Origin of the sequence: Brevundimonas sp. (genome assembly GCF_050729455.1) — a bacterium.
Lineage (GTDB): Bacteria > Pseudomonadota > Alphaproteobacteria > Caulobacterales > Caulobacteraceae > Brevundimonas.
Genome location: NZ_JBOHLI010000058.1, coordinates 1 through 19,800 on the forward strand (window position 1 = coordinate 1; position 19,800 = coordinate 19,800).

The window sequence follows — 19,800 nt, forward strand, 5'->3', positions numbered from 1 at the left end:
GGCTTGTCCCGAGGGGTCATGGCGGTATCGAGCGCTTGCTTCATCGTGAGCGCGCGCGGAATGATGGGCCCTCGGGACAAGCCCGAGGGTGACGGGGTTTAGTCGCGGTTCGGCGTGCCTAGCGGGAAATAGGCGCGATAGGGCCGGGCCTCATCCACTGCCCGCGCCATCGACGGCCGGGCCAGCAGCCGGGCGCGATAGGCCTTCAGCGTCGCGAACCGCTCGTCGATGGGGTGGGACCAGTCGGCGTAGAAGAGCGCGGGCGCGGCGGCGCAGTCGGCCAGGCTGAAGCCGTGATCGGTGGCCCATTCCCGTCCCGCCAGCCGTTCGTCCAGCCAGGCGTAGGCGGTGTCCAGCATCCGTTTCGCCTCGGCCACGCCATAGGGATCGCGGTCGCCCTCGGGCCGCAGGGCGTCGGCCACCAGCTTCTGCTGCGGGCTCGAGACATAGTGGTCGAACACCCGGTCCATCATCCGCACCTCGACGGCGGCGGCGGGATCGTCGGGGATCAGGCGCACCGGGCCGGGAGGATGCACGGCCAGATGCTCGATAATGGTGGACGCCTCGACGATGGTGCGGTCGCCGTCCTGCAGCACCGGGAACTTCCGCACCGGCCACAGCGCCGCCAACTCGGCGAAGGCGGCCTCGCCCTCCAGCAGCCGAAACTCGAACGGCGTGTCGTTCTCATACAGCGCGATCAACGCCTTCTGACAGTAGGACGAGAAGGGGTGGGCGTAGAGCTTCATGGACGCCTCCTTCAGTACGTTGATGGCCGTCTGCGGACATTCTAGGCGTCAGCTAAGGGTGGGAAGCAACTGTTCGCTGGGCGAGTGAGGTTTAGCTATTAGACGCCCGCGCTTTCATGCCCAGCAGCCATACCCCCGCGATGACCAACGCTAGGAGAGCATAGGGGAGCGCAAACTCTAGCCTGAAATCGCTCCGTGCCATTCCAGACGCCAGACCTGCCAGAAATAGAAGCAAAGTCAGGGATGTCGTAACGACAACCAGAATCGCACCAGAAAGGAAGCGGCGAGTTGCTAAGGAAATCAGAAAACACAGAGCTGCCATAGCTAGGCTAGCTATTGAAATCCAAATCAGCCAGCCGCCAGAAACCCCGCTCACCTCTGCCGCTCCGCATAAGCCAAGTTGATCATGCTGACTCTCGCATCAGGTTCCGATGTCCGCAATGAGTCCAAGGCGGATATTCCCTTCGAGCCAGGCAGCGAAATTTGACCCGCCCGCCCCCCGATGCCAGATCGCGGCCCTCAGCAAAGCGAGGGAGCGCGCCATGACTATCACCCTGCACGGCATCAAGGCCTGCGACACGATGAAGAAGGCGCGCGCCTGGCTGGATGAGAATGGCGTGGATTACGCCTTCCACGACTACAAGGTCGCGGGCGCGAACAAGGCGGATCTGGAGCGCTGGATCGCCGAGCATGGCTGGGAGACGGTGCTGAACCGCGCCGGGACCACCTTCCGCAAGCTGTCGGACGCGGACAAGGCCGACCTGAACGCCGACAAGGCCATCGCCCTGATGCTGGCCCAGCCGTCGATGATCAAGCGGCCGGTGTTGGACCTGGGCGACGGGCGGACGCTGGTCGGCTTCAAGCCCGAGCGCTACGCTGAGGCGTTTGGCGCCTAGTCCTCGACCTCGGTTTCCGGGCGGTCGTGGCCGTCCGCGCGCTCGGTGATCCAGTGGCCCGAGGCGTCCTCGAACTCGATCCACGAGGTGCGGTCTGGCACCTGTTGCTCGCGCGATACGGCGACGGCGGCGGCGCGGGCGTCGGCGTGGGTGGCGAAGGTCTCGGAAAAGCTGTCGCCCAGCTTGTAGGCCCAGCCGCCGTCGTGGGGGACGATGCGGTAAACGATACGAGTCACGCGGTTTCCTTTACGCGAGGGCCGCCGACGACAGACGGCGACGGCGGGACAGAAGCTGCAGGGTCACCCCGAGGATCAGCAGGACCAGCAGGGTCAGCTGGAAGCCGACCACCAGCGGGTCCTCGACGCCCGAGGCGACGGGATCGCCCGCCGGCAGCCGGGTCAGGGTCTCGGTGACGCTGGGCAGCAACAGGGTGAAATAGGAGACGCTCAGCGCGATGGTCTCGATCGACCAGCGATAACGGGCCAGGGGCTTGATGAAGCCCACGGTCGCGCCGACCGTCAGCGAGATCAGGCTGAGCGCCGCGACGGCGGCGCCTGGCGGCGTCTTGATGACGAAGATCGCCGAGATCGCGCCGATGAACATGAAGGCCAGATAGGCCTTGCCCAGCCGCGTGGCGGGGTCGATTCGCCCGTGCATCAGCAGCAGGATCAGACCGATGGGCACGGCGGGCAGGCTGCCGAGCGTATGAAACCAGCCCAGCGCCGAGAGTTGGGGCAGCATGGCGACACCTCAGGGTCAGGAGGAAGGATCAAGGCCACTGCACACGCGAACAACGCCGCGCCGCCACCGTTGAACGACCCGGGGCTGCTGTCGAGTCACGCTGTGGTGACGTCAGCGCGCCCGGCGCAACTCCAGGGCGGCGCGGTGAGCGGCGGTCCAGCGCTCGCGGTCCAGGCGGTTGATGGCGAAGCGGCGCATCTCCGTCTCGCACACGCGCGTATTGAGCAGGCTGGGCGGCGTGACCAGGGCGCGGTGTTGATCGCAGAAGGCGTCGGCGGCCGCATCGGCGCGACGGATGAAGGTCCGGGCCTGCTCCGGGCGGCTGAAGTCCAGATCGGAAATCTGAACCCTCATCTCCGGCGCGGGCGCGGTGGCAGCGGCCGACAGGGCGAGAGCGAGGCTGGCGATGATCATGGTGGTGTCTCCCTTGGAACCGGCAAGGCCGGGCGGGAGAGACAAGACGGCGACAATCGCGCGCTGTTACGGCGAGGCTTGTTAAATCGCGGTCATGCCATCGGGCTGAAACCCCGGTCAGATGGGGAAAGCGCGCCTTACGAAGAGTTCATGCGCCGACCTGCATCCGTTCGGCGCGATCATCGCCTCTTGTGATCAGAAGGCCGCAGCGTCACGCTCGGTTCAGCTGTTCAAGAAGGGGCGAAACCCATGCACGAAGAATTTATTCCCATTGTGTTGTTCATCATGATCGGTGCGATCGTGATCGTGCCGAGCTGGCTCAAGAGCAAGGAGCGCAAGGAAATGCAGGCGACCCTGCGCGCGGCCATCGAAAAGGGCCAGCCGCTGCCGCCGGAAGTCGTCGACGCGCTGAGCAAGGAAAACATCAAGCCGCCGGCGACAGCTTCGCGTGATCTGCGCGTCGGCGTCATCCTGCTGGCGGTCAGCCTGGGCATTGCGCTCTTCGGCTACATGGTCAGCTTCGCCGAAATGGACGCCTTCTATCCCATCGCCGGCAGCGCCGCGATCCCGGGCATGATCGGTCTGGCCTTCATCATCCTGAGCATCTTCAACAAGAACAAGGGCTAAGGGGCGACGGGGAGGGGAAACCGTCATGGCCAAGCCTTTACGCGATCTGCACGATGTCGAGCTCGCCGCCCTGTCGGCGGCGGGCGGGCGTCGCGAGTTCGGGGAGCTGGTGCGCCGCCACAGCCCGGCGGTGCGCGGGCTGCTGCGTCGGATGGGGGCGCAACCCGCCCTAGCCGACGACGTGGCCCAGGACGCCTTTTTGCTGGCGTTCGAGAAATGCGCCGAGTTCCGGGGCGAGGGGACGTTCGGCGCCTGGATCAAGCGCATCGCAGCGCGTCTGTATCTGAAGCGTCGTTCGAAGGACGCCCGCTATGTGGCTGAAGTCGAAAGCGACGAGGTCGCGCCCAACGTCGACAGCGCCGGGCGCATGGATCTGGACGAGGCGATGAAAGGGCTGACCGAACCGGAGCGCCTGTGCGTCTCCCTGTGCCACGGGGCGGGCCTGTCCCATCCCGAAATCGCGGCCGCCATTAATTTGCCGCTTGGAACGGTGAAATCTCATGTCAAGCGTGGTCTGGATAAACTTCGGGCCCGGCTCCAGCCGGAACCGGTTGCTCACGGGAGCGCATCCCATGTCGGTTGATGAGTTCGACCCAGCTATCGAACGCCTGTTCGCGCGGGCGCCGAACTTTGCCGATTCGGCCCAGTTCGAGGCCGACGTGGCGGCGAAACTGAACAAGTCATCGCGTTTCAGGACGACGGCCCTGTCGGTCGCCGGTCTGGTCGGCGGCGTCATCGCCGTGCGCGAGGTCCTGAGCGTCGACTTCAACTTCGCCTCTTCGTCTGTATCCGCGTCGGCGGGCGCGCCGCCCGCGGCGCAGGGCCTGACGATGGCCGGGGTGGACGCCGGTCTGGCCGCGCAGTCCCTGCTGGACCGGGTTGGGCTGGCGGGACTGGACATGAGCTCCATGGGGGGGATGCAGCTGTTCTGGGCCACCGCCGGAGTGTTGGTCGCCTTGCTGGCGGCCGGGGTCGTGAAACTGTCCCAGGAAATCTGACCGCCGTTTTCCTGACGAAGTCGCGACCTACTGCTGGAAAAAGCCGGTCGCGGCGTAACGCCTGCGTTGCGGGCGCGACGACGACCCTCTAGGGTCGCGCCGGTTTAGCGACCAGTCTTGGCAGCGGTTTTTGGGGCGACGTTTCGTGGTTGATGTCTTCGAACAAGTCGAGGAGGAGCTTCGCTCCGATCGATACAAGCGTCTGGCTCGCACCTGGCTGCCGATCGGCGCGGGCCTGCTGGCCGTCGCCCTGGTCGCCGCCCTGGGCTGGTGGGGCTGGCAGAGCTATCAGACGAATCAGGCCGACAAGGCCTCGGCCGCTTATGACCGCGGCATGACCGCGCTGCAGGCCAATAATCCTTCGGGCGCCGACGCCGCCTTCGCCGAAGCCGCCAAGTCGGGCAACGGCGCCTACAAGGCGCTGGCCCTGATGCAGCAGGCCGGAATCGCCGTCAGCGCGAACAAGACCCAGGATGCGGTCAAACTGTTCGACGACGCGGCCAAGGCCGGCGGCGATCCGATCATCGCCGACGCTGCGGCCATCAAGGCCGTCTTCCTGATCATGGACACGGCGCCGCTGGCCGACATCCAGAAGCGTCTGGAGCCGCTGGCCGCCGACAAGCGCCCGCTGCACGCCTTCGCCCAGGAAGCCCAGGCCATGGCCCTGCTGCAGCACGGCAAGGCCGCCGAGGCGCGCCAGATCTTCGTTCAGCTGCAACTGGGCCAGGACGTGCCTGACTCGATTCGCCAGCGCGCCCAGGTCGGCGTTCAGGTCGTCGATTCCGGCACCGCCGCCGGTCTGGCCGCGATCGTGCGCGCCGCCGCCGCGACGCCGGCTCCGGTCGCCGCTCCGGCCTCGGCTGCTGCCCCGGCCGCTACCCCGGCTCCCGCCGCAGAGGCGGCGCCCGCCGCCGCCCGCCCGTAATCGACGCTTTCAGGACTCCATCCATGAATCGTACGCTGAAAGTCGCCTTGCTCTGCGGCCTCGCCATGACCGTCGCTTCGTGCGGCACGGTGCGCAACGTCCTGCCGTTCGGTCTGGGAGCGCCCAAGGAGGATGTCGCCAAGGCCACCGAAGGTCAGCGCATCTCGATCCTGGAGTTCGAACAGCAGCTGGCGCCCTCGGCCGCCCTGTCGGGGCGCGACTTCTTCCTGCCGGGTCCGCAGGCCGCGACGGCCTGGACCCAGCCCGGCGGCAACGCCGAGAATGCGGTCGAGCACGTCATCGCCGCGCCGGAATTCACGGTCGCCTGGAAGCGCGACATCGGCGCCGGCTCCAGCCGCACGCGCCAGGTGATGGCCCCGGTCGTGGCTGACGACGGCAAGATCTTCGTCCTGGACGGCGAGGCCGGCGTGACCGCCGTCGACGCCGGCACGGGCGCCGTGCTGTGGAAGGCCGACGTCAAGGTCGATGAACGCGACAAGGGTTCGCGCATCCTGGGCATCGGCTTCGGCGGCGGTTCGGGCGGCGGCGGTTTCGGCGGCGGCGTGGCCGTCGGCGGCGGCAAGGTCTTCGTCGCCTCGGGCTATCGCACCATGACGGCGCTGGACGCCGCGACGGGCGCCGTGGTGTGGAAATCGACCGTCGACCTGCCGATCCACGGGGCGCCGACGGTGGCCGGCCAGCGCGTCTTCGTCATCGACGTCGACAACCAACTGATCGCCTTCAACGTGAACACCGGCCAGCAGGACTGGTCCTATCGCGGCATCACCGAGCCGGCTCGCATCATGCGCGCCTCCAGCCCGGCGGTCAGCGGCGACACCGTGTTGGCGCCCTTCTCCTCGGGCGAACTGGTGGCGCTGCGCGCCTCGAACGGCCAGCCCGTCTGGCAGGAAGTCCTGTCGCGCACCAGCCGCACCAGCGCCCTGTCAGAGATCCGTGACATCGCCGGACGGCCCGTCGTCAGCCGCGGCTCTGTCTATGCGATCAGCCATTCGGGCGTCCTGCAGTCCATGGACATCCGTTCGGGCCAGCCCAAGTGGTCGCTGCCGGTCGCGGGCGTCAACGCGCCTCTGCCGGTCGGCGACGTGGTCTATGTCGTGTCCAAGTCGGGCGAGCTGACCGTGGTCAACCGCGACAGCGGCCAGGTTTATTGGACCCGCGACCTGAACGAGGGCCGCGTCCGTAGCGAGGGCGGCTTCCTGGGCTTCGGCAAGCGCACCGTGCGTCCGACCTGGTCGGGTCCGATCCTGGCCTCGAACCGCCTGGTGCTGGTCAATTCGGACGGCGAGGCCGTGGCCTTTGATCCGAAGACCGGCGCCCAGCAGTCCAGCGTTCGGCTGGGTTCGGCCGCCTATATCGCTCCCGCCGCCTACAACGGCGCCCTCTATGTCCTGACGGACGAGGGCGAGCTGGTCAGCATCCGCTGATCTTTTTCCTGATTTTGAGTTAGAAAGCCGACATGGCTCTAAAAGTCGCCATCGTCGGCCGGCCCAACGTGGGCAAGTCGACACTGTTCAACCGACTCGTCGGCAAGCGTTTGGCGCTTGTCGATGATCGCCCGGGCGTGACCCGTGACCGTCGCTATGCCGACGGTAATATCGGCGACATGGATCTGACGCTGATCGACACGGCCGGCTACGAAGACGTTACCGACGACAGCCTGGAAGCCCGGATGCGCGAGCAGACCGAGGCCGCGCTCGACGACGCCGAAGTGATCATGTTCATGATGGATGCCCGCGAGGGCGTGACGTCGCTGGACCGCATCTTCGCCGACCGACTGCGCAAGGTGCACAAGCCGATCATCCTGCTGGCCAACAAGTCGGAAAGTCGCGAGAGCGGCGGCGGCGTCGGCGAGGCCCATGCGCTGGGCTTCGGCGAGCCGGTCGCCATCTCGGCCGAGCACGGCGAGGGCATGGCCGACCTGTATCAGGCCCTGTTGGCGGCCTCCGCCGATATCTTCATCGAAGAGGTCGACGAGCCGGACAAGCCGATCCGCATCGCCATCATCGGCCGCCCCAATGCGGGCAAGTCGACCCTGATCAACCGGATGCTGGGCGAAGACCGTCTGCTGACCGGGCCCGAGGCCGGCATCACCCGCGACTCGATCTCGGTTGACTGGGAGTACGAAGGCCGGGCGATCCGCTTCGTCGACACCGCCGGGATGCGCCGCAAGGCCCGCGTTCAGGAGAAGCTGGAGAAGCTGTCGGTCGCCGACACCATCCGCGCCATCACCTTCGCCGAGGTGGTGGTTCTGGTGATGGACAAGGACGACGCCTTCGACACCCAGGACCTGCAGCTGGCCGACCTGGTCGAGCGCGAAGGCCGCGCCCTGGTCTATGTCGCGTCCAAGTGGGACCTGGAAGAAGAGCCCCAGGCCAAGATGGCCGAGCTCAAGTCGCTGGCCGAGAACAAGCTGCCGCAGCTGAAGGGTTCGCCCTTCGTCGCCCTGTCGTCGCACAATGGTCGCGGCGTGGATCGGCTGATGCCGGCCATCATCAAGGCCTATGAAACCTGGTCGGTGAAGGTCAAGACCAAGGACCTGAACACCTGGCTGGCCATGGCCACCCAGAGGCACCCGCCGCCCGCCGTCAACGGCAAGCGCGTGAAGCCGAAATACATGGCCCAGACCAAGGCGCGTCCGCCGACCTTCGTGCTGATGGCCAGCCGCGCCTCGGACATGCCCGAGCACTACCAGCGCTATCTGGTGAACTCGCTGCGCGAGAGCTTCGACCTGCCCGGCACGCCGATCCGGCTGACGGTCAAGTCCGGCGCGCCCAACCCCTATGCCGAGGGCGGCGCCAAGTCCGGTCCCGAACGCTACAAGGGCACGGCCAAGACCGCGCCGCGCAAGGTGCTGAAGGCCGAGAAGGCCGCCGAGGCCTTGTCGAACCTGCCCGGCAAGGCGCTGGAGCAGAAGAAGTCGGGCGTGAAGCCCAAGGTGAAGGCCCTGGGCGGTCTGAAGGCCAGCTCCAGCAAGAAGGCCGGCCAGAGCATCGCGGTGCAGAAGGGCGCGCGCGGCGGCGCCCGCCAGGTCTCGCGATCGGGTCGGGTCCGCACCGGCCAGAAGCACGCGCCAAAGAAGTAGGCCGCCCACACAGGCAGCCAGAACAGGTTGAAGGGCGGGTGGTCGGCGACGACGGCTCGCCCTTTTGCTTTTCAGGAACCTGGAGGCCCCATCGTGCGTCCAATCCTGCGGATGGAGCGCGTCATGAGCCTGCGGAAACCGAACGACTACGCCGCGCTGGATCAGGCCGATCTGGTGCGTCTGGCCCAAGCCGGCGACCGAGAGGCCTTTCGCGCCATCATGCAGCAGGGCAATCAGCGCCTGTTCCGCATCGCCCGGGGCGTGGTCCGCGACGACGCCGAGGCGGAAGACGTGCTGCAAGAGGCCTATGCCCGCGCCTTCGCCGCCATGGGGGGCTTTCGCGGTGCGCCCGCATCACCGAGGCGGTGCTGGAAAGATTGGGTAGGGAAGGGCGTCTGGCCGGGTAGTCGGGAACCTTTCCCGCTGCCCGAAAGTCCAATGCTGTGACGATGGCGGTCAAGCCGTCGCAGCAAAGGAAGAAACCCCATGTCGAAAGCCCTCCTGCTGGCCGGAGTCCTGATGTTCGCGCCTCTGGCCCCCGCCCTGGCCCAGAACGCCGGACCGACCGACCCTCAGATCGCGCACATCGCCTATACCGCCGGGCAACTGGACATCGACGCGGCCAAACAGGCGCTGGAGAAATCGACCAATCCCCAAGTGCGCGCCTTCGCCGAGACCATGCAGCGCGACCATGCGGCGGTGAATGAACAGGCCCTGGCCCTGGTCACACGCCTGAACGTCACGCCGGAAGCCAATCCGACCAGCGCCTCGCTAAGCGAAGCGGCGGCGGCGACGCGCCAGCGCCTCGCCGGTCTGTCGGGTGCGGCCTTCGACAAGGCCTATGTGGAGAACGAGGTCGTCTATCACCGCACCGTCAACGAAGCCCTGCGCAAGACCCTGATCCCGGAGGCCGACAACGCCGAGCTGAAGTCCCTGCTGCAGACCGGGCTGGAGCTGTTCCAGCAGCATCAGGCCCACGCCGAGCACCTGGCCCATGACTTCCATTGATCCGAGATCGGAGCGCCTCTCCCGGCGAAGGCTCCTGATGGCGGCAGGAGCGCTGGCGGTCGCGCCGGCGCTCCCGGCGGTCGCGTCGCCCCGGACCCACACCATCGTCGTCGACAAGATGAAGTTCGGGCCGGCGCCTGCCGGCGTGCGCGTCGGCGACACCGTGACCTGGGTCAATCGCGACCTGTTCCGGCACTCGGCCACGGCGAGCAACCGCGCCTTCGACGTGGACCTGCCGCCCGGCGCGACCGGGACGGCGGTGATGCGGACGGCCGGGACTTTTCCCTACATCTGCCGCTTCCACACGGCCATGACGGCTCAGATCGTGGTTGCGCCCTAGGAGCCAAAGTGTCCGTGTGGGGCTTGTGTCATTGAAGCGAGCCGTCGCTTGACGGCTCATATCGAACGTTGATAGCTAACCCTCCTTCGAGGGGGCTTTGACGATGATTATTGCAGTGTTTCTGGCCGCTTTTGTTCAGGCGGCTACGGATGCGCCGCCGCCTGCAGATTGCGCTGTTCCGACGCCGCCGCCCGTGATCCGGCCGGTCAAGCCGTCTCGCCCGACTCCGCCGCCTTGCGTGGATGAGGCTCGTAGCCGACATAACTGCAAGGTGTCCGTAATCAACGCCTACAACGCTCAGATCGACTCTTACGGCAGGGCCTTCGAAAGCTACGTCGCTGGGCTCAACACCTACACCACGGACCTGAACGCCTATGTCGAGGGAGCCACTCGTTATGCTGCGTGCGAACGACGGAAGGCGGGGCCGGATGGCCTGATCGCGGGGTGATCTGGACCGGGGCTTAGGCCGAGCGACCCTGTTTCCAGTCCTTGAAGCTGACGGTCAGGGGCGGGGTGAGGTCGGGGCGGGCCAGTTCGACCATCAGGGGGCCGATTTCGGACGGGTGCGTCAGGGTCTGCGGGTCTTCGCCAGGGAAGGCCTGGGCGCGCAGCTGGGTGCGCATCCGGCTCGGATCGACGACGGCGACGCGGATCGGGGTGCTCTCGACCTCGTCGGCCCAGCATTTGACCAGGTTCTCGGCCCCGGCCTTGGTCGCGGCATACATGCCCCAGAAGGCGCGGGGATTAGTCGCGACGCTCGAGGTCAGATAGATGGCGCGTCCGGCGTCGGAGGCGCGCAGCAGCGGCTCCAGCGAGCGGATCAGGCGATAGACGCCGGTGAAGTTGATCTTCTCGATCTTGGCGAATTCGCGCGGCTCGGCGTGGGCGACCGGCGTCAGGCCCGACGGGCCCATGGTCGCGGCGGCCTGGACCCAGATGTCCAGCTTGCCGAAACGCTCGAACAGGGCGCCGCCCAGGCGGTCGATGGCGCCGCCATCGACCAGGTCGAAGGGGACCAGGGTGGCGTGCTGGCCGGTGGCGGCGAAGATGGCGTCGTCCAACTCTTCCAGACCGCCCTGGGTGCGGGCGGTCGCCACGACGTGGGCGCCGGCCTTGGCCAGGGCCAGGGCGGTCTCATAGCCGATGCCGCGCGAGGCGCCGACGACCAGGGCGATGCGGTTGGCGAGGGGAAGGGAGGCGTGTTCGGACATGGGGCCGCTGATAGCGCGCCGAGGCTCCTAGCGAAAGGCTTCAGCCGCGGTTCAATAGCCCGGCGCGGGCTGCCACAGGCTGAAGCTGACGCCCTGATCGTCGGCGACGACGGCGGACAGGCCCGACGGGCTTTCCGCCGGCACGGCGGCGTGTCCGCCCAGTTCGCAGACGCGGGCGCAGGCCGTGTGAATGTCGTCCACGCGGAAATAGAGGTGCGGAAACGCCCTGTGCTCGCCCTTGGTGATGCCGAACGCCGGATCGGAGCCGTTCACATGGGCGTAGGTCGGGTGCGAGGCTGCTTCGTCGAAGGTCCAGCCGAACAGGCCCGCATAGAAGGCGCGGGCCTTTTCGACGTCAGGGGTGTCGATCGTGAAGTAACCGAGCTGGATCATACCGCCTTAAGCGGTCACCAGCAGGGAAAGTTGCCCGCCCTTCGCGTCGCGGCCGCCCTCGGCGATTTCGCGGTCCAGAAGCCGGGTCGGATAGTCGCCGGTGAAGTAGTGGTCCGTGAACTGCGGCTGGGCCGGATCGCGCGGCCCGGCGCCCATGGCGTCATAGAGGCCGTCGATGGACAGGAAGCCCAGGGAGTCGACCTCCAGGATGGCGCGCATCTCGTCCATCGTGTGGGTGGCGGCCATCAGCTGCGTCCGCTCGGGCATATCGATGCCGTAGAAGTCGGGGAAGAGGATCTGCGGGCTGGCCGAGCGCAGGTGAACCTCCTTGGCGCCTGCCGCGCGGACGGCGCGGACCAGCTTCAGCGAGGTGGTGCCGCGCACGATCGAATCGTCGATCAGGACGACGCGCTTGCCTTCCAGAGCGGCGCGGTTGGGGCTGTGCTTCATGCGCACGCCCTTCTGACGGGCGCCCTGGCTGGGCTGGATGAAGGTGCGGCCCAGATAGTGGCTGCGGATGATGCCCACTTCGTAGGGGATGCCGCTTTCCTGAGCATAGCCCAGGGCTGCGGGCACGCCCGAGTCCGGCACCGGCACGACCACGTCGGCCTCGACCTGGAACTCGCGCGCCAGACGACGGCCCATTTCCTTGCGGACGTTATAGACCGAGCGGCCGTTCACGACGCTGTCGGGGCGGGCGAAATAGACATACTCGAACAGGCAGGGGCGGGCGGCGCGGGCCGGGAAGGGCTTGATCGAGGTCAGGCCGTCTTCGTCGATGACGACGACTTCGCCATGTTCGACGTCGCGGATGAAGGTGGCGCCGATGGTGTCCAGGGCGCAGGTCTCGGACGCCAGCACCCAGGCTTCGCCGACCTTGCCCAGCACCAGGGGGCGGATGCCCAGCGGGTCGCGGGCGCCGATCATCTTGTAGCGGGTCTGGGCCACCAGGGCGTAGCCGCCCTCGATCCGGCCCAGGGCGTCGATGAAGCGCTCGACGATCTTGGCCTTACGGCTGCGGGCGATCAGGTGAAGGATGGCCTCGGAGTCCGACGTGGACTGGAAGATCGCGCCTTCCGAGACAAGTTGCGTGTGCAGGTATTTGAAATTCGTCAGGTTGCCGTTGTGGGCGATGGCGATGCCGCCCTGGTCCAGATCGGCGAACATCGGCTGGATGTTGCGCAGGAAGCTGCCGCCGGCGGTGGAATAGCGGGTGTGGCCGACCGCGGCGGCGCCGGGCAGGCGGGTGGTCAGCTCGGCGTTGCCGAAGGCCTCGCCCACCAGGCCCATGTGGCGCTCGGTATAGAAGCGCTCGTCGTGGACGCTGGCGATGCCGCAAGCTTCCTGGCCGCGATGCTGCAGGGCGTGCAGACCGAGAGCGACGATAGAGGACGCCTCGTTCTCGGGCGCGCCCCAGACGCCGCAGACGCCGCACTCCAGGCGGAGCTGGTCATCCTCCGGCTCGCGCCAGTGTTCGCGGTGAACGATGGGATCGGCGATATGGTGGCGCATCGTCAGGCTCCGATGACCGGGAACAGGGTAACTCAGGCGGTGGCGCCGCGCACGTAGTCCGCCATTGCGTCGAGGGCAAGGCTCATTGATCGGAAAACCCTTCGCGAACGGAAGAACCGACCACCGGGGTCAGGGCGTCAGCGCCCTTTCCAAGCGTCGGCAGGACGATCTGTATGACGTGGGCGGCCCGGACGCTGACCGGGGCCAGGGCGGCCTTGGTCAGCCAGCGCGGGGGATCGTCGGTCATGACGCCCATGATGGTCAGGTGCACCGCCCCGACCAGAGCCAGGGCGCGCACGGCGCCCAAGGCCAGACCGAAGACCTGATCAAGGGCGCCCAGGGCGTGGCCGCGCGCGCCCTTGGAAATGGCCGCGCCGAGCAGGCGCAGGCCGAAATAGAGAACCAGAAACGTCAGCCCCACGGCCAGCACCGACCCGGCCCAGTCGGGATCGACCAGCGACCGCCCGAACGGCGCCGTCCACGGCAGGGTGATCAGGGCCAGCAGCCCGGCCAGGAAGAAGCTGAGGAAGGCCGTCAGTTCGCGCACGCCGCCCCGGAACCAGCCGGCGGCGCATGAGGCCAGAAGCACAAGGATGACGAAGACGTCGTAGCCGGTCACGCGCGCTGCAATCGCTGGAGGAGAAGACGCCGTCTCAATAGCGGTTCAATACCGATTTTGGGAGATTCGCTCGACCACCTCGGTCAGCAGTCCGGCGGCAGTGACGGCGACGTCGCCCTTCTTGACCTTGTCCTTGGCCTGGGACGGGGCGAGGGCGCGGTCGAAGCCGAGCTTCTTCGCCTCTCGCAACCGCGCTTCGGCGCGATTGACGGCGCGGACCTCGCCCGACAGGCCGATCTCGCCGAAGACGACGCAGCCCTGCGGCAGGGGCATGTCCAGCGCCGAGGAGATCAGGGCGGCGGCGGCGGCCAGGTCGGCGGCGGGTTCATTGATCCTCAGGCCCCCGGCCACGTTCAGATAGACGTCCTTGTCCCTGAAGCCGAGGCCGCACCGCGCCTCCAGCACGGCCAGCAGCATGGCCAGGCGCCCATTGTCCCAGCCTACGACCGCTCGTCTTGGCGTGCCGTATGCGGACGGGGCCACAAGCGCCTGTATTTCCACCAGAACCGGGCGGCTGCCTTCGATGCCGGCGAAGACGGCGGCGCCCGGCGCGCGGTCCTTACCTTCGCCTAAAAACAACGCCGACGGATTGGTGACTTCGCGCAGGCCGACGTCGCTCATCTCGAAGACGCCGATCTCGTCGGTGGCGCCGAAGCGGTTCTTGCCCGCACGCAGGATGCGGAAGGGATAGCCGCGCTCGCCCTCGAAGCTGAGGACGGCATCGACCATGTGCTCGACCACGCGCGGTCCGGCGATCTGACCGTCCTTGGTGACATGGCCGACCAGGACGATGGCCGGGCCGCCGTCCTTGGCTAGCCGCACCAGTTCGGCGGCGCAGGCGCGGACCTGGGTGACGGAGCCGGGCCCGGCCTCGTGGGCGTCGGACCACAGGGTCTGGATGGAGTCGATGATGACGATGTCGAACTTGTCGCGCTTCAGCGTCGTCAGGATTTCGCGCAGCGCCGTGGCCGAGGCGAGGGATACGGCGGCGTCGGCCACCCCCATGCGCTTGGCGCGGGCGCGAATCTGCTCGATGGCCTCTTCGCCCGAGATATAGGCCACGCGGGCGCCGTTGCGGGCCGCCTTGGCCGTGACCTCCAGCAGCAGGGTGGACTTGCCGACGCCGGGGTCGCCGCCCAGCAGGATAGCCGAGCTGGGCACCACGCCGCCGCCGCAGACGCGGTCGAACTCGGTCACGCCGGTGACGATGCGCGGCGGTTCGGGCGTGTCGGATTGCAGGGTCTCGAACTGCAGGCCGCGTCCGCGCGCCGTGGAGGCGGGCTTCATCGCGCCGGGCGGGGCCGACTTGGACTCCTCGGCCAGGCTGTTCCATTCCCCGCAGCCGGAGCATTGCCCCGACCACTTGGAGTGAACCGCCCCGCAGGACTGACAGACATAGAGAAGGGTGTCGCGCGCCATGCTCCTGACCTAGCAGGAATCGCGGCGCGGGCGAGGGGCGATGCGTTCGGGTGCGTCCGCTACTGACGTAAGGCGGCGCGCCTGGGTTGCATTGGGCCGCATATGCCCGTCATCCTGCCAAGCTAAAGCGTCGTTACGACTCAACCCCCGCCGAGGCCTCATGACCGCTCCGAACCCGCCCGCCATCGATCCGGGCCTCGTCGCTCGCGTGCAGAACATCCTGATGCGGCCCAAGCTGGAATGGCCGGTCATCGAGGCCGAGTACGCTACGCCGCGCAGCCTGTTCGCTCGCTACGCCATGATACTGGCCGCTATCGGCCCGGTGGCCAGCCTGATCGGCGGGCAGTTGTTCCCGATCCACATCTTCGGTTCGGTGATGCGCACCCCCATGATGGGCGGCTTGATGGGCGCCATCGTCACCTGGAGCCTGTCGCTGCTGTCGGTCTTCGTCCTGGGCCTGATCATCGACGCCCTGGCGCCGACCTTCAACGGGACCAAGGACAAGGTGCAGGCGATGAAGGTCGCCGTCTATTCGATGACGGCGGCGTGGACGGCCTCGATCTTCAACCTGTTCCCGGCGCTGGCCTGGCTGGGCGGCCTGCTGGGCCTCTACGGCTTCTACCTGCTGTATCTCGGTCTGCCGACGGTGATGAAGGCGCCGCAGGACAAGGCCCTGGCCTACACCGCCGTCGTCGTCATCTCGGCCATCGTGCTGTGGATGGTGGTCAGCGCCATCGCCGCCGCCGTGGTCGCCAGCTTCGTGGTGGGCACGATCGGCCTGGGCGCGATGGCCCTGAGCTGACCCCTCAGCCGACGTAGAGGCGCGGCACGCGCGGCGTGATCGAGGTCAGCATCTCGTAGCTGATGGTTCCCGCCGCCGTCGCCGCATCGTCCACCAGACGATTGGCGCCGAAGATCTCGACCGTGTCGCCGGCCGCCACGTCCAGGCCGGTGACGTCCACCGCCAGCACGTCCATCGACACCCGGCCGATGATGGGGCGCAAGGTCCCCGCGACCCAGACCTGACCGCGCGGGCTGTTGGCGCGCATCACCCCGTCGGCGTAGCCGGTTCCGCAGGTCGCAACCCGGATCGGCGCCTCGGCGCGATAGCCCTGCGAGTAGCCGACCGTCTCGCCTGCCGGCACGTCGCGCACCTGCATGATCTGGGCGTTCAGGGTGGCCACCGGGGCGATGCGGCTGTCGGGCTTGCCTTCCGGTCCGCCGCCGAACAGGCAGATGCCGGGACGCGCCACGTCGAAGGCGAAGTCCGGTCCCAGGAAGCAGCCGCCCGAGTTGGCGAAGGATCGCGTCACCCCCGGATAGCGTGTCACCGCCGCCGCATAGGCGTCGCGCTGGACCCGGTTCAGCGGATGGGCCGGTTCATCGGCGCAGGCCAGGTGGGTGATGACCAGCTCCAGCCCCGCGAACGGCTCGGGCGCGTCCTCGACGCGGAAGCCCAGCCGGTTCATGCCGGTGTCCAGTTGCAGACCGCAGGCGCCGCCGCCCGCCGCCGCCCAGGCCTCGATCTGGCCGGGCTGGTTCAGCACGGGGCGCAGGTTGGCCGCCTTGATCATGGCCGCCGACTGACCGTGACAGCCGTCCAGCACATAGATGACGGGTTCAGCGCCGATAGCTTCGCGCAAGAGCACGCCCTCGGCCGCCCGCGCCACGAAGAAGGTCCGCGCCCCTTCGGCCATCAGCCGTTTGGCGACCGCGCTAGCGCCCAGGCCGTAGCCGTCGGCCTTGACGACCGGATTGACCGGCACGCCGATCAGGCCCTGCAAGGTGTGGAAATTGCGCGCCAGGGCGCTGAGATCGACGGTGAGGGAGGCGGGGAGGGACATGAGCCCCTTATGCCGCAAGTTTCGTGCGGCGCCACCGGATTTGAGGCCCTATTCGGGAATGTCCGCATAGGCGCTGCCATAGCGGTCGTCGTAGGCCAGGTTGCCGAAGCGGACGGTGTCCGCGTCGAAGGCCAGCTTGACGATGCCGATGGGGCCGTGGCGCTGCTTGCCGATGACGACTTCGGCCTGGCCCTGCAGGCGGTCCATGTCCTGCTGCCATTGCAGGTGTTCTTCGGAGCCTTCGCGCGGCTCGGCCCGGCCCAGGTAGTAGCTTTCACGATAGACGAACATGACGCAGTCGGCGTCCTGCTCGATCGAGCCGGATTCACGCAGGTCGGACAGTTGCGGTCGCTTGTCTTCGCGCTGTTCGACCTGACGCGACAGCTGCGAAAGGGCGATGATCGGCACGCCCAGTTCCTTGGCCAGGGCCTTCAGGCCGCCGGTGATCTCGGACACTTCCTGCACCCGGTTCTTCTGGCCGCCGCCTTCACCCGTCGTCACCAGCTGCAGGTAGTCGACGATGATCAGGTCCAGCCCGTGCTCCATCCGCTTCAGGCGTCGCGCGCGCGCCGCCAGCTTGGAGATGGAGATGCCGCCGGTGGCGTCGATATAAAGGGGGCTCTCGCCGATCTCGACCGCCGCGTCGCGCAGCTTACCGAAGTCGGAAGCGTCGATCTCGCCCTTGCGCAGCTTGTCCGACGACACGCCCGAGGCGTCGGCCAGAATACGCATGGCCAGCTGCTCGGCGCTCATTTCCAGCGAGTAGAAGGCGACGACGCCGCCGTTGACCGTCTTGCGGCCCTCCGGCGTCGGCTCCCACTGATAGGCGCGGGCCACGTTGAAGGCCATGTTGGTGGCGAGCGCCGTCTTGCCCATCGACGGACGACCCGCGAGGATCAGAAGGTCGGAGGGGTGCAGGCCGCCCAGCTTGCGGTCCAGATCGTTCAGGCCGGTGGCCAGACCCGCCAGCTTGCCCTCGCGCTGATAGGCCTCGCCCGCCATTTCGACGGCCCCGGCCAGGGCGGTGGAGAAGCTGACGAAGCCCGACGAGGGCTTGCCCGTCTCGGCCAGCGAATAGAGGGTCTGTTCGGCCTGTTCGATCTGTTCGTCGGCGGGCGTGTCCGGGTTGGGCGCCTCCTTGATCATCTCGCCGCCGATGCGGATCAGGTCGCGGCGCAGGGCCAGGTCATAGATGACGCGCGCATAGTCGGGGGCGTTGGCGGCCGGGGGGGCGCGGTCCACCAGATCGGCCAGGTAGCGTAGGCCGCCGAACTCATGAAACGCCGGGTCCTGCTTGAAGCGTTCCATCAGGATGGTCGGCTCGGCCAGCAGGCCCTGGCGGATGTGGTCCTCGATCGCGTCGAACAGGCGCTGATGGAAGGGTTCGTACATGTGCGAGCCGCGCAGGCGGTCGCTCAGCCGCTCGAACACGGCGTTGTCGAACATCAGCGAGCCCAGCAGCGCCTGCTCCGCCTCCAGGTTGTGGGGCATGGACGAGACGGAGACCTGATCGTTTCCGTAGGGCATGGGGGCGAAGGCGTTCATGGGATCACGCATAGCCTTAAGCGTGGTCTGCGTCAGATGCGGGCGCCGCCTTGGTCGTGGACAGCCGACGGCGTCTGTGGACGGTCCCGAAAACCTCTGTCGGATCAGCGGGAGGTGGCGGGTCTCAGGGCGCGCAAGGATAGCGTTCGGCCATCCAGTCGCGAACCGCCTGAGTGACGCTGTCACTCCGGCGCGCGCCGGACAGGCTGCTGAAGCGCGCCAGCAGAGACTGGGCCGTGATCCCCGTCCCCGACGGCGGAATGCAGGTGGCGGGCCGGCGACCGGCCAGAACGGCCGAGGCCTGTTCGGTCTTGACCGTCAGCACCGCCTGTTTGACCTCGTCGATCAGTCGGCGGGTGTCAGAGCGAAGGACGGCCGTGGGATTACGCGGGATGCGGTCGGCGATGGTCATGAACTGCTGCACCGTCATGGCCGAGGCCAGGACGGGCGATGACGATGGCGCGGCCAGCCATAGGGCGACCGCCAGAAGGAGCGCGCGCAACGGCATCGGCGGTAGATGGGGAGCGATGACCGCCGGGCAAGCGAGGCTGCCGGATCAAACCGGGCAGGGATGCTCCGCCGCCATCCACTCCCGCACGGCCTGGGTCACGCTGATGTTGCGGCGGGCCGCCGGGATGGCGTTGAAGCGGGCCAGAAGGGCGTCGGCGGACAGGCTGACCTTTTCGGGCATGCAGGTGGCGGGACGACGACCGGCCGTCCGGGCGGCCTCCTGTTCGCCGCGAACAGCGGTGAAGGCGTCCTTGACCTCGTTCATCAGGCGCCGCGTGTCCGACCGCAGCAGGGCCGTCGGATTGCGCGGGATGCGGTTGGCCGAGGTCAGGAACTCCTGAACCGTCATGGCGCTGGCGCCGCTCGCCCACAGGCTGACGGCGACGGCGAGGATGAGCGTGGCCTTCTTCATGCGGACCCCTCCGGTTGGAATGGCCCAGCTTGCCTCGATGCCTGTGGCGGAACAATGGCCGTCGAACGCAGTCAGGTCTCCAGCGGCAGCGTCGGCAGGGTGTTGGGATGGATCCGCTCAATGTCCCCGCCCGCCGCCTTGGCCGAGCGCGCCATGCGGAAGGCGTTCACCGGCTGGGTCTCGCCAATCCACAGGGCGTTGATCAGGTGGTCGGCATAGGGATCATCGGTGTTGGGGTGGATCAGGATCTTCAGCCCCAGATGGTTGAGCATCAGCCAGGGAATGACCGTCGGAACCTGCTCCTTGGCGAAGCCGAAATAGAAGGAGGGCGTGGTGTGCGGACCGCGCGGCCCCTCGTTCCATTCGCCCAGCTCGACCTTGAAACGGTGGACGACCCAGTCGCGCAGTTGGGCCGCGCGATAGGCCGTGTCCTCGTTGAAATAGATATGGGCGTGATAGCTGCTGATCTCGGTGTAGGGGCGCGGCGCGGTCGGCAGGTCGACGCCGCGCGGCAGCGGCTCGGGCGGACCCTTGGGG

General features: G+C 67.5%; 26 protein-coding genes. 12 read left to right on the forward strand and 14 right to left on the reverse strand.

Features of this window, described 5'->3' with window-relative positions; genetic code table 11:
• Positions 1–98: 98 nt before the first annotated feature.
• Positions 99–746, reverse strand: coding sequence for a glutathione S-transferase family protein (locus ACREEF_RS13290; RefSeq protein WP_431566050.1), 648 nt, complete (start codon positions 744–746; stop codon positions 99–101).
• A 542-nt stretch (positions 747–1,288) separates the two neighbouring features.
• On the opposite strand from ACREEF_RS13290, the gene ACREEF_RS13295 reads away from it, so the two are divergent.
• Positions 1,289–1,642, forward strand: coding sequence for an ArsC family reductase (locus ACREEF_RS13295; protein WP_431566051.1), 354 nt, complete (start codon positions 1,289–1,291; stop codon positions 1,640–1,642).
• Here the strand turns inward: ACREEF_RS13295 and ACREEF_RS13300 are convergent.
• The 3 genes from ACREEF_RS13300 to ACREEF_RS13310 all read right to left on the reverse strand — a co-directional run bounded on the left by ACREEF_RS13300 (position 1,639) and on the right by ACREEF_RS13310 (position 2,797).
• Positions 1,639–1,878 carry a DUF2188 domain-containing protein gene (locus tag ACREEF_RS13300; protein WP_431566052.1) on the reverse strand — a complete coding sequence of 80 codons (240 nt, stop codon included), beginning with the start codon at positions 1,876–1,878 and terminating at the stop codon, positions 1,639–1,641. The genes ACREEF_RS13295 and ACREEF_RS13300 overlap by 4 nt on opposite strands.
• 10 nt (positions 1,879–1,888) lie before the next feature.
• The gene (locus tag ACREEF_RS13305; protein ID WP_431566053.1) at positions 1,889–2,383 is read right to left on the reverse strand and encodes a hypothetical protein; all 495 of its coding nucleotides are present in this window, start codon (positions 2,381–2,383) and stop codon (positions 1,889–1,891) included.
• A gap of 111 nt (positions 2,384–2,494) precedes the next feature.
• Positions 2,495–2,797 carry a UrcA family protein gene (locus ACREEF_RS13310; protein WP_431566054.1) on the reverse strand — a complete coding sequence of 101 codons (303 nt, stop codon included), beginning with the start codon at positions 2,795–2,797 and terminating at the stop codon, positions 2,495–2,497.
• A 249-nt stretch (positions 2,798–3,046) separates the two neighbouring features.
• Here ACREEF_RS13310 and ACREEF_RS13315 point away from each other — a divergent pair, with 249 nt between their 5' ends.
• The 10 genes from ACREEF_RS13315 to ACREEF_RS13360 all read left to right on the forward strand — a co-directional run bounded on the left by ACREEF_RS13315 (position 3,047) and on the right by ACREEF_RS13360 (position 10,246).
• Positions 3,047–3,424 carry a DUF6249 domain-containing protein gene (locus tag ACREEF_RS13315; RefSeq protein ID WP_431566055.1) on the forward strand — a complete coding sequence of 126 codons (378 nt, stop codon included), beginning with the start codon at positions 3,047–3,049 and terminating at the stop codon, positions 3,422–3,424.
• Between the two features lie 25 nt (positions 3,425–3,449).
• On the forward strand, positions 3,450–4,007 hold the full coding sequence (locus ACREEF_RS13320; protein WP_431566056.1) for an RNA polymerase sigma factor: 558 nt from the start codon (positions 3,450–3,452) through the stop codon (positions 4,005–4,007).
• The gene (locus ACREEF_RS13325) at positions 3,997–4,422 is read left to right on the forward strand and encodes a hypothetical protein (RefSeq protein ID WP_431566057.1); all 426 of its coding nucleotides are present in this window, start codon (positions 3,997–3,999) and stop codon (positions 4,420–4,422) included. Before ACREEF_RS13320 ends, ACREEF_RS13325 begins: the two co-directional genes overlap by 11 nt.
• Positions 4,423–4,567: 145 nt before the next feature.
• Complete coding sequence (locus tag ACREEF_RS13330) at positions 4,568–5,347, forward strand: tetratricopeptide repeat protein (protein ID WP_431566058.1); 780 nt, start codon at positions 4,568–4,570, stop codon at positions 5,345–5,347.
• A 23-nt stretch (positions 5,348–5,370) separates the two neighbouring features.
• The gene (locus ACREEF_RS13335) at positions 5,371–6,792 is read left to right on the forward strand and encodes a PQQ-binding-like beta-propeller repeat protein (protein WP_431566059.1); all 1,422 of its coding nucleotides are present in this window, start codon (positions 5,371–5,373) and stop codon (positions 6,790–6,792) included.
• 32 nt (positions 6,793–6,824) lie between these two features.
• Complete coding sequence (gene der, locus ACREEF_RS13340) at positions 6,825–8,450, forward strand: ribosome biogenesis GTPase Der (RefSeq protein WP_431566060.1); 1,626 nt, start codon at positions 6,825–6,827, stop codon at positions 8,448–8,450.
• 123 nt (positions 8,451–8,573) lie between these two features.
• Entirely contained in the window at positions 8,574–8,897 is a 324-nt protein-coding gene (locus ACREEF_RS13345; protein ID WP_431566061.1) for a sigma factor, read from the forward strand.
• Positions 8,898–8,936: 39 nt separating this feature from the next.
• Entirely contained in the window at positions 8,937–9,458 is a 522-nt protein-coding gene (locus ACREEF_RS13350) for a DUF4142 domain-containing protein (protein WP_431566062.1), read from the forward strand.
• 37 nt (positions 9,459–9,495) lie between these two features.
• Positions 9,496–9,798: a cupredoxin domain-containing protein gene (locus tag ACREEF_RS13355; protein WP_431566063.1), complete on the forward strand. Its 303-nt coding sequence runs from the start codon at positions 9,496–9,498 to the stop codon at positions 9,796–9,798.
• A 97-nt stretch (positions 9,799–9,895) separates the two neighbouring features.
• Entirely contained in the window at positions 9,896–10,246 is a 351-nt protein-coding gene (locus tag ACREEF_RS13360; protein ID WP_431566064.1) for a hypothetical protein, read from the forward strand.
• Between the two features lie 13 nt (positions 10,247–10,259).
• On the opposite strand, the gene ACREEF_RS13365 is transcribed toward ACREEF_RS13360, so the two are convergent.
• The 5 genes from ACREEF_RS13365 to radA all read right to left on the reverse strand — a co-directional run bounded on the left by ACREEF_RS13365 (position 10,260) and on the right by radA (position 14,952).
• Entirely contained in the window at positions 10,260–11,009 is a 750-nt protein-coding gene (locus tag ACREEF_RS13365) for an SDR family NAD(P)-dependent oxidoreductase (protein WP_431566065.1), read from the reverse strand.
• A gap of 51 nt (positions 11,010–11,060) precedes the next feature.
• Positions 11,061–11,402, reverse strand: coding sequence for a VOC family protein (locus tag ACREEF_RS13370; RefSeq protein ID WP_431566066.1), 342 nt, complete (start codon positions 11,400–11,402; stop codon positions 11,061–11,063).
• 6 nt (positions 11,403–11,408) lie between these two features.
• Positions 11,409–12,914, reverse strand: a complete 1,506-nt coding sequence (gene purF, locus ACREEF_RS13375) for an amidophosphoribosyltransferase (RefSeq protein ID WP_431566067.1) — start codon at positions 12,912–12,914, stop codon at positions 11,409–11,411.
• 82 nt (positions 12,915–12,996) lie between these two features.
• Entirely contained in the window at positions 12,997–13,533 is a 537-nt protein-coding gene (locus ACREEF_RS13380) for a CvpA family protein (protein WP_431566068.1), read from the reverse strand.
• Between the two features lie 45 nt (positions 13,534–13,578).
• Positions 13,579–14,952 (reverse strand): DNA repair protein RadA, encoded by a 1,374-nt coding sequence (gene radA / locus ACREEF_RS13385; protein WP_431566069.1) that lies wholly within the window; start codon positions 14,950–14,952, stop codon positions 13,579–13,581.
• A 160-nt stretch (positions 14,953–15,112) separates the two neighbouring features.
• Between radA and ACREEF_RS13390 the strand changes: the two genes are divergently transcribed.
• Positions 15,113–15,754, forward strand: coding sequence for a Yip1 family protein (locus ACREEF_RS13390; protein WP_431566070.1), 642 nt, complete (start codon positions 15,113–15,115; stop codon positions 15,752–15,754).
• A gap of 4 nt (positions 15,755–15,758) precedes the next feature.
• Here the strand turns inward: ACREEF_RS13390 and alr are convergent, their stop codons facing one another.
• The 5 genes from alr to ACREEF_RS13415 all read right to left on the reverse strand — a co-directional run.
• Positions 15,759–16,796, reverse strand: coding sequence for an alanine racemase (alr, locus tag ACREEF_RS13395; RefSeq protein WP_431566071.1), 1,038 nt, complete (start codon positions 16,794–16,796; stop codon positions 15,759–15,761).
• A 48-nt stretch (positions 16,797–16,844) separates the two neighbouring features.
• The gene (locus ACREEF_RS13400) at positions 16,845–18,341 is read right to left on the reverse strand and encodes a replicative DNA helicase (RefSeq protein ID WP_431566075.1); all 1,497 of its coding nucleotides are present in this window, start codon (positions 18,339–18,341) and stop codon (positions 16,845–16,847) included.
• Positions 18,342–18,465: 124 nt separating this feature from the next.
• Complete coding sequence (locus ACREEF_RS13405) at positions 18,466–18,849, reverse strand: hypothetical protein (RefSeq protein WP_431566072.1); 384 nt, start codon at positions 18,847–18,849, stop codon at positions 18,466–18,468.
• Positions 18,850–18,897: 48 nt separating this feature from the next.
• Positions 18,898–19,263: a hypothetical protein gene (locus ACREEF_RS13410; RefSeq protein ID WP_431566073.1), complete on the reverse strand. Its 366-nt coding sequence runs from the start codon at positions 19,261–19,263 to the stop codon at positions 18,898–18,900.
• Positions 19,264–19,334: 71 nt separating this feature from the next.
• Positions 19,335–19,800: DOPA 4,5-dioxygenase family protein (locus ACREEF_RS13415; protein WP_431566074.1), on the reverse strand; the 466-nt coding region annotated here is incomplete at its 5' end.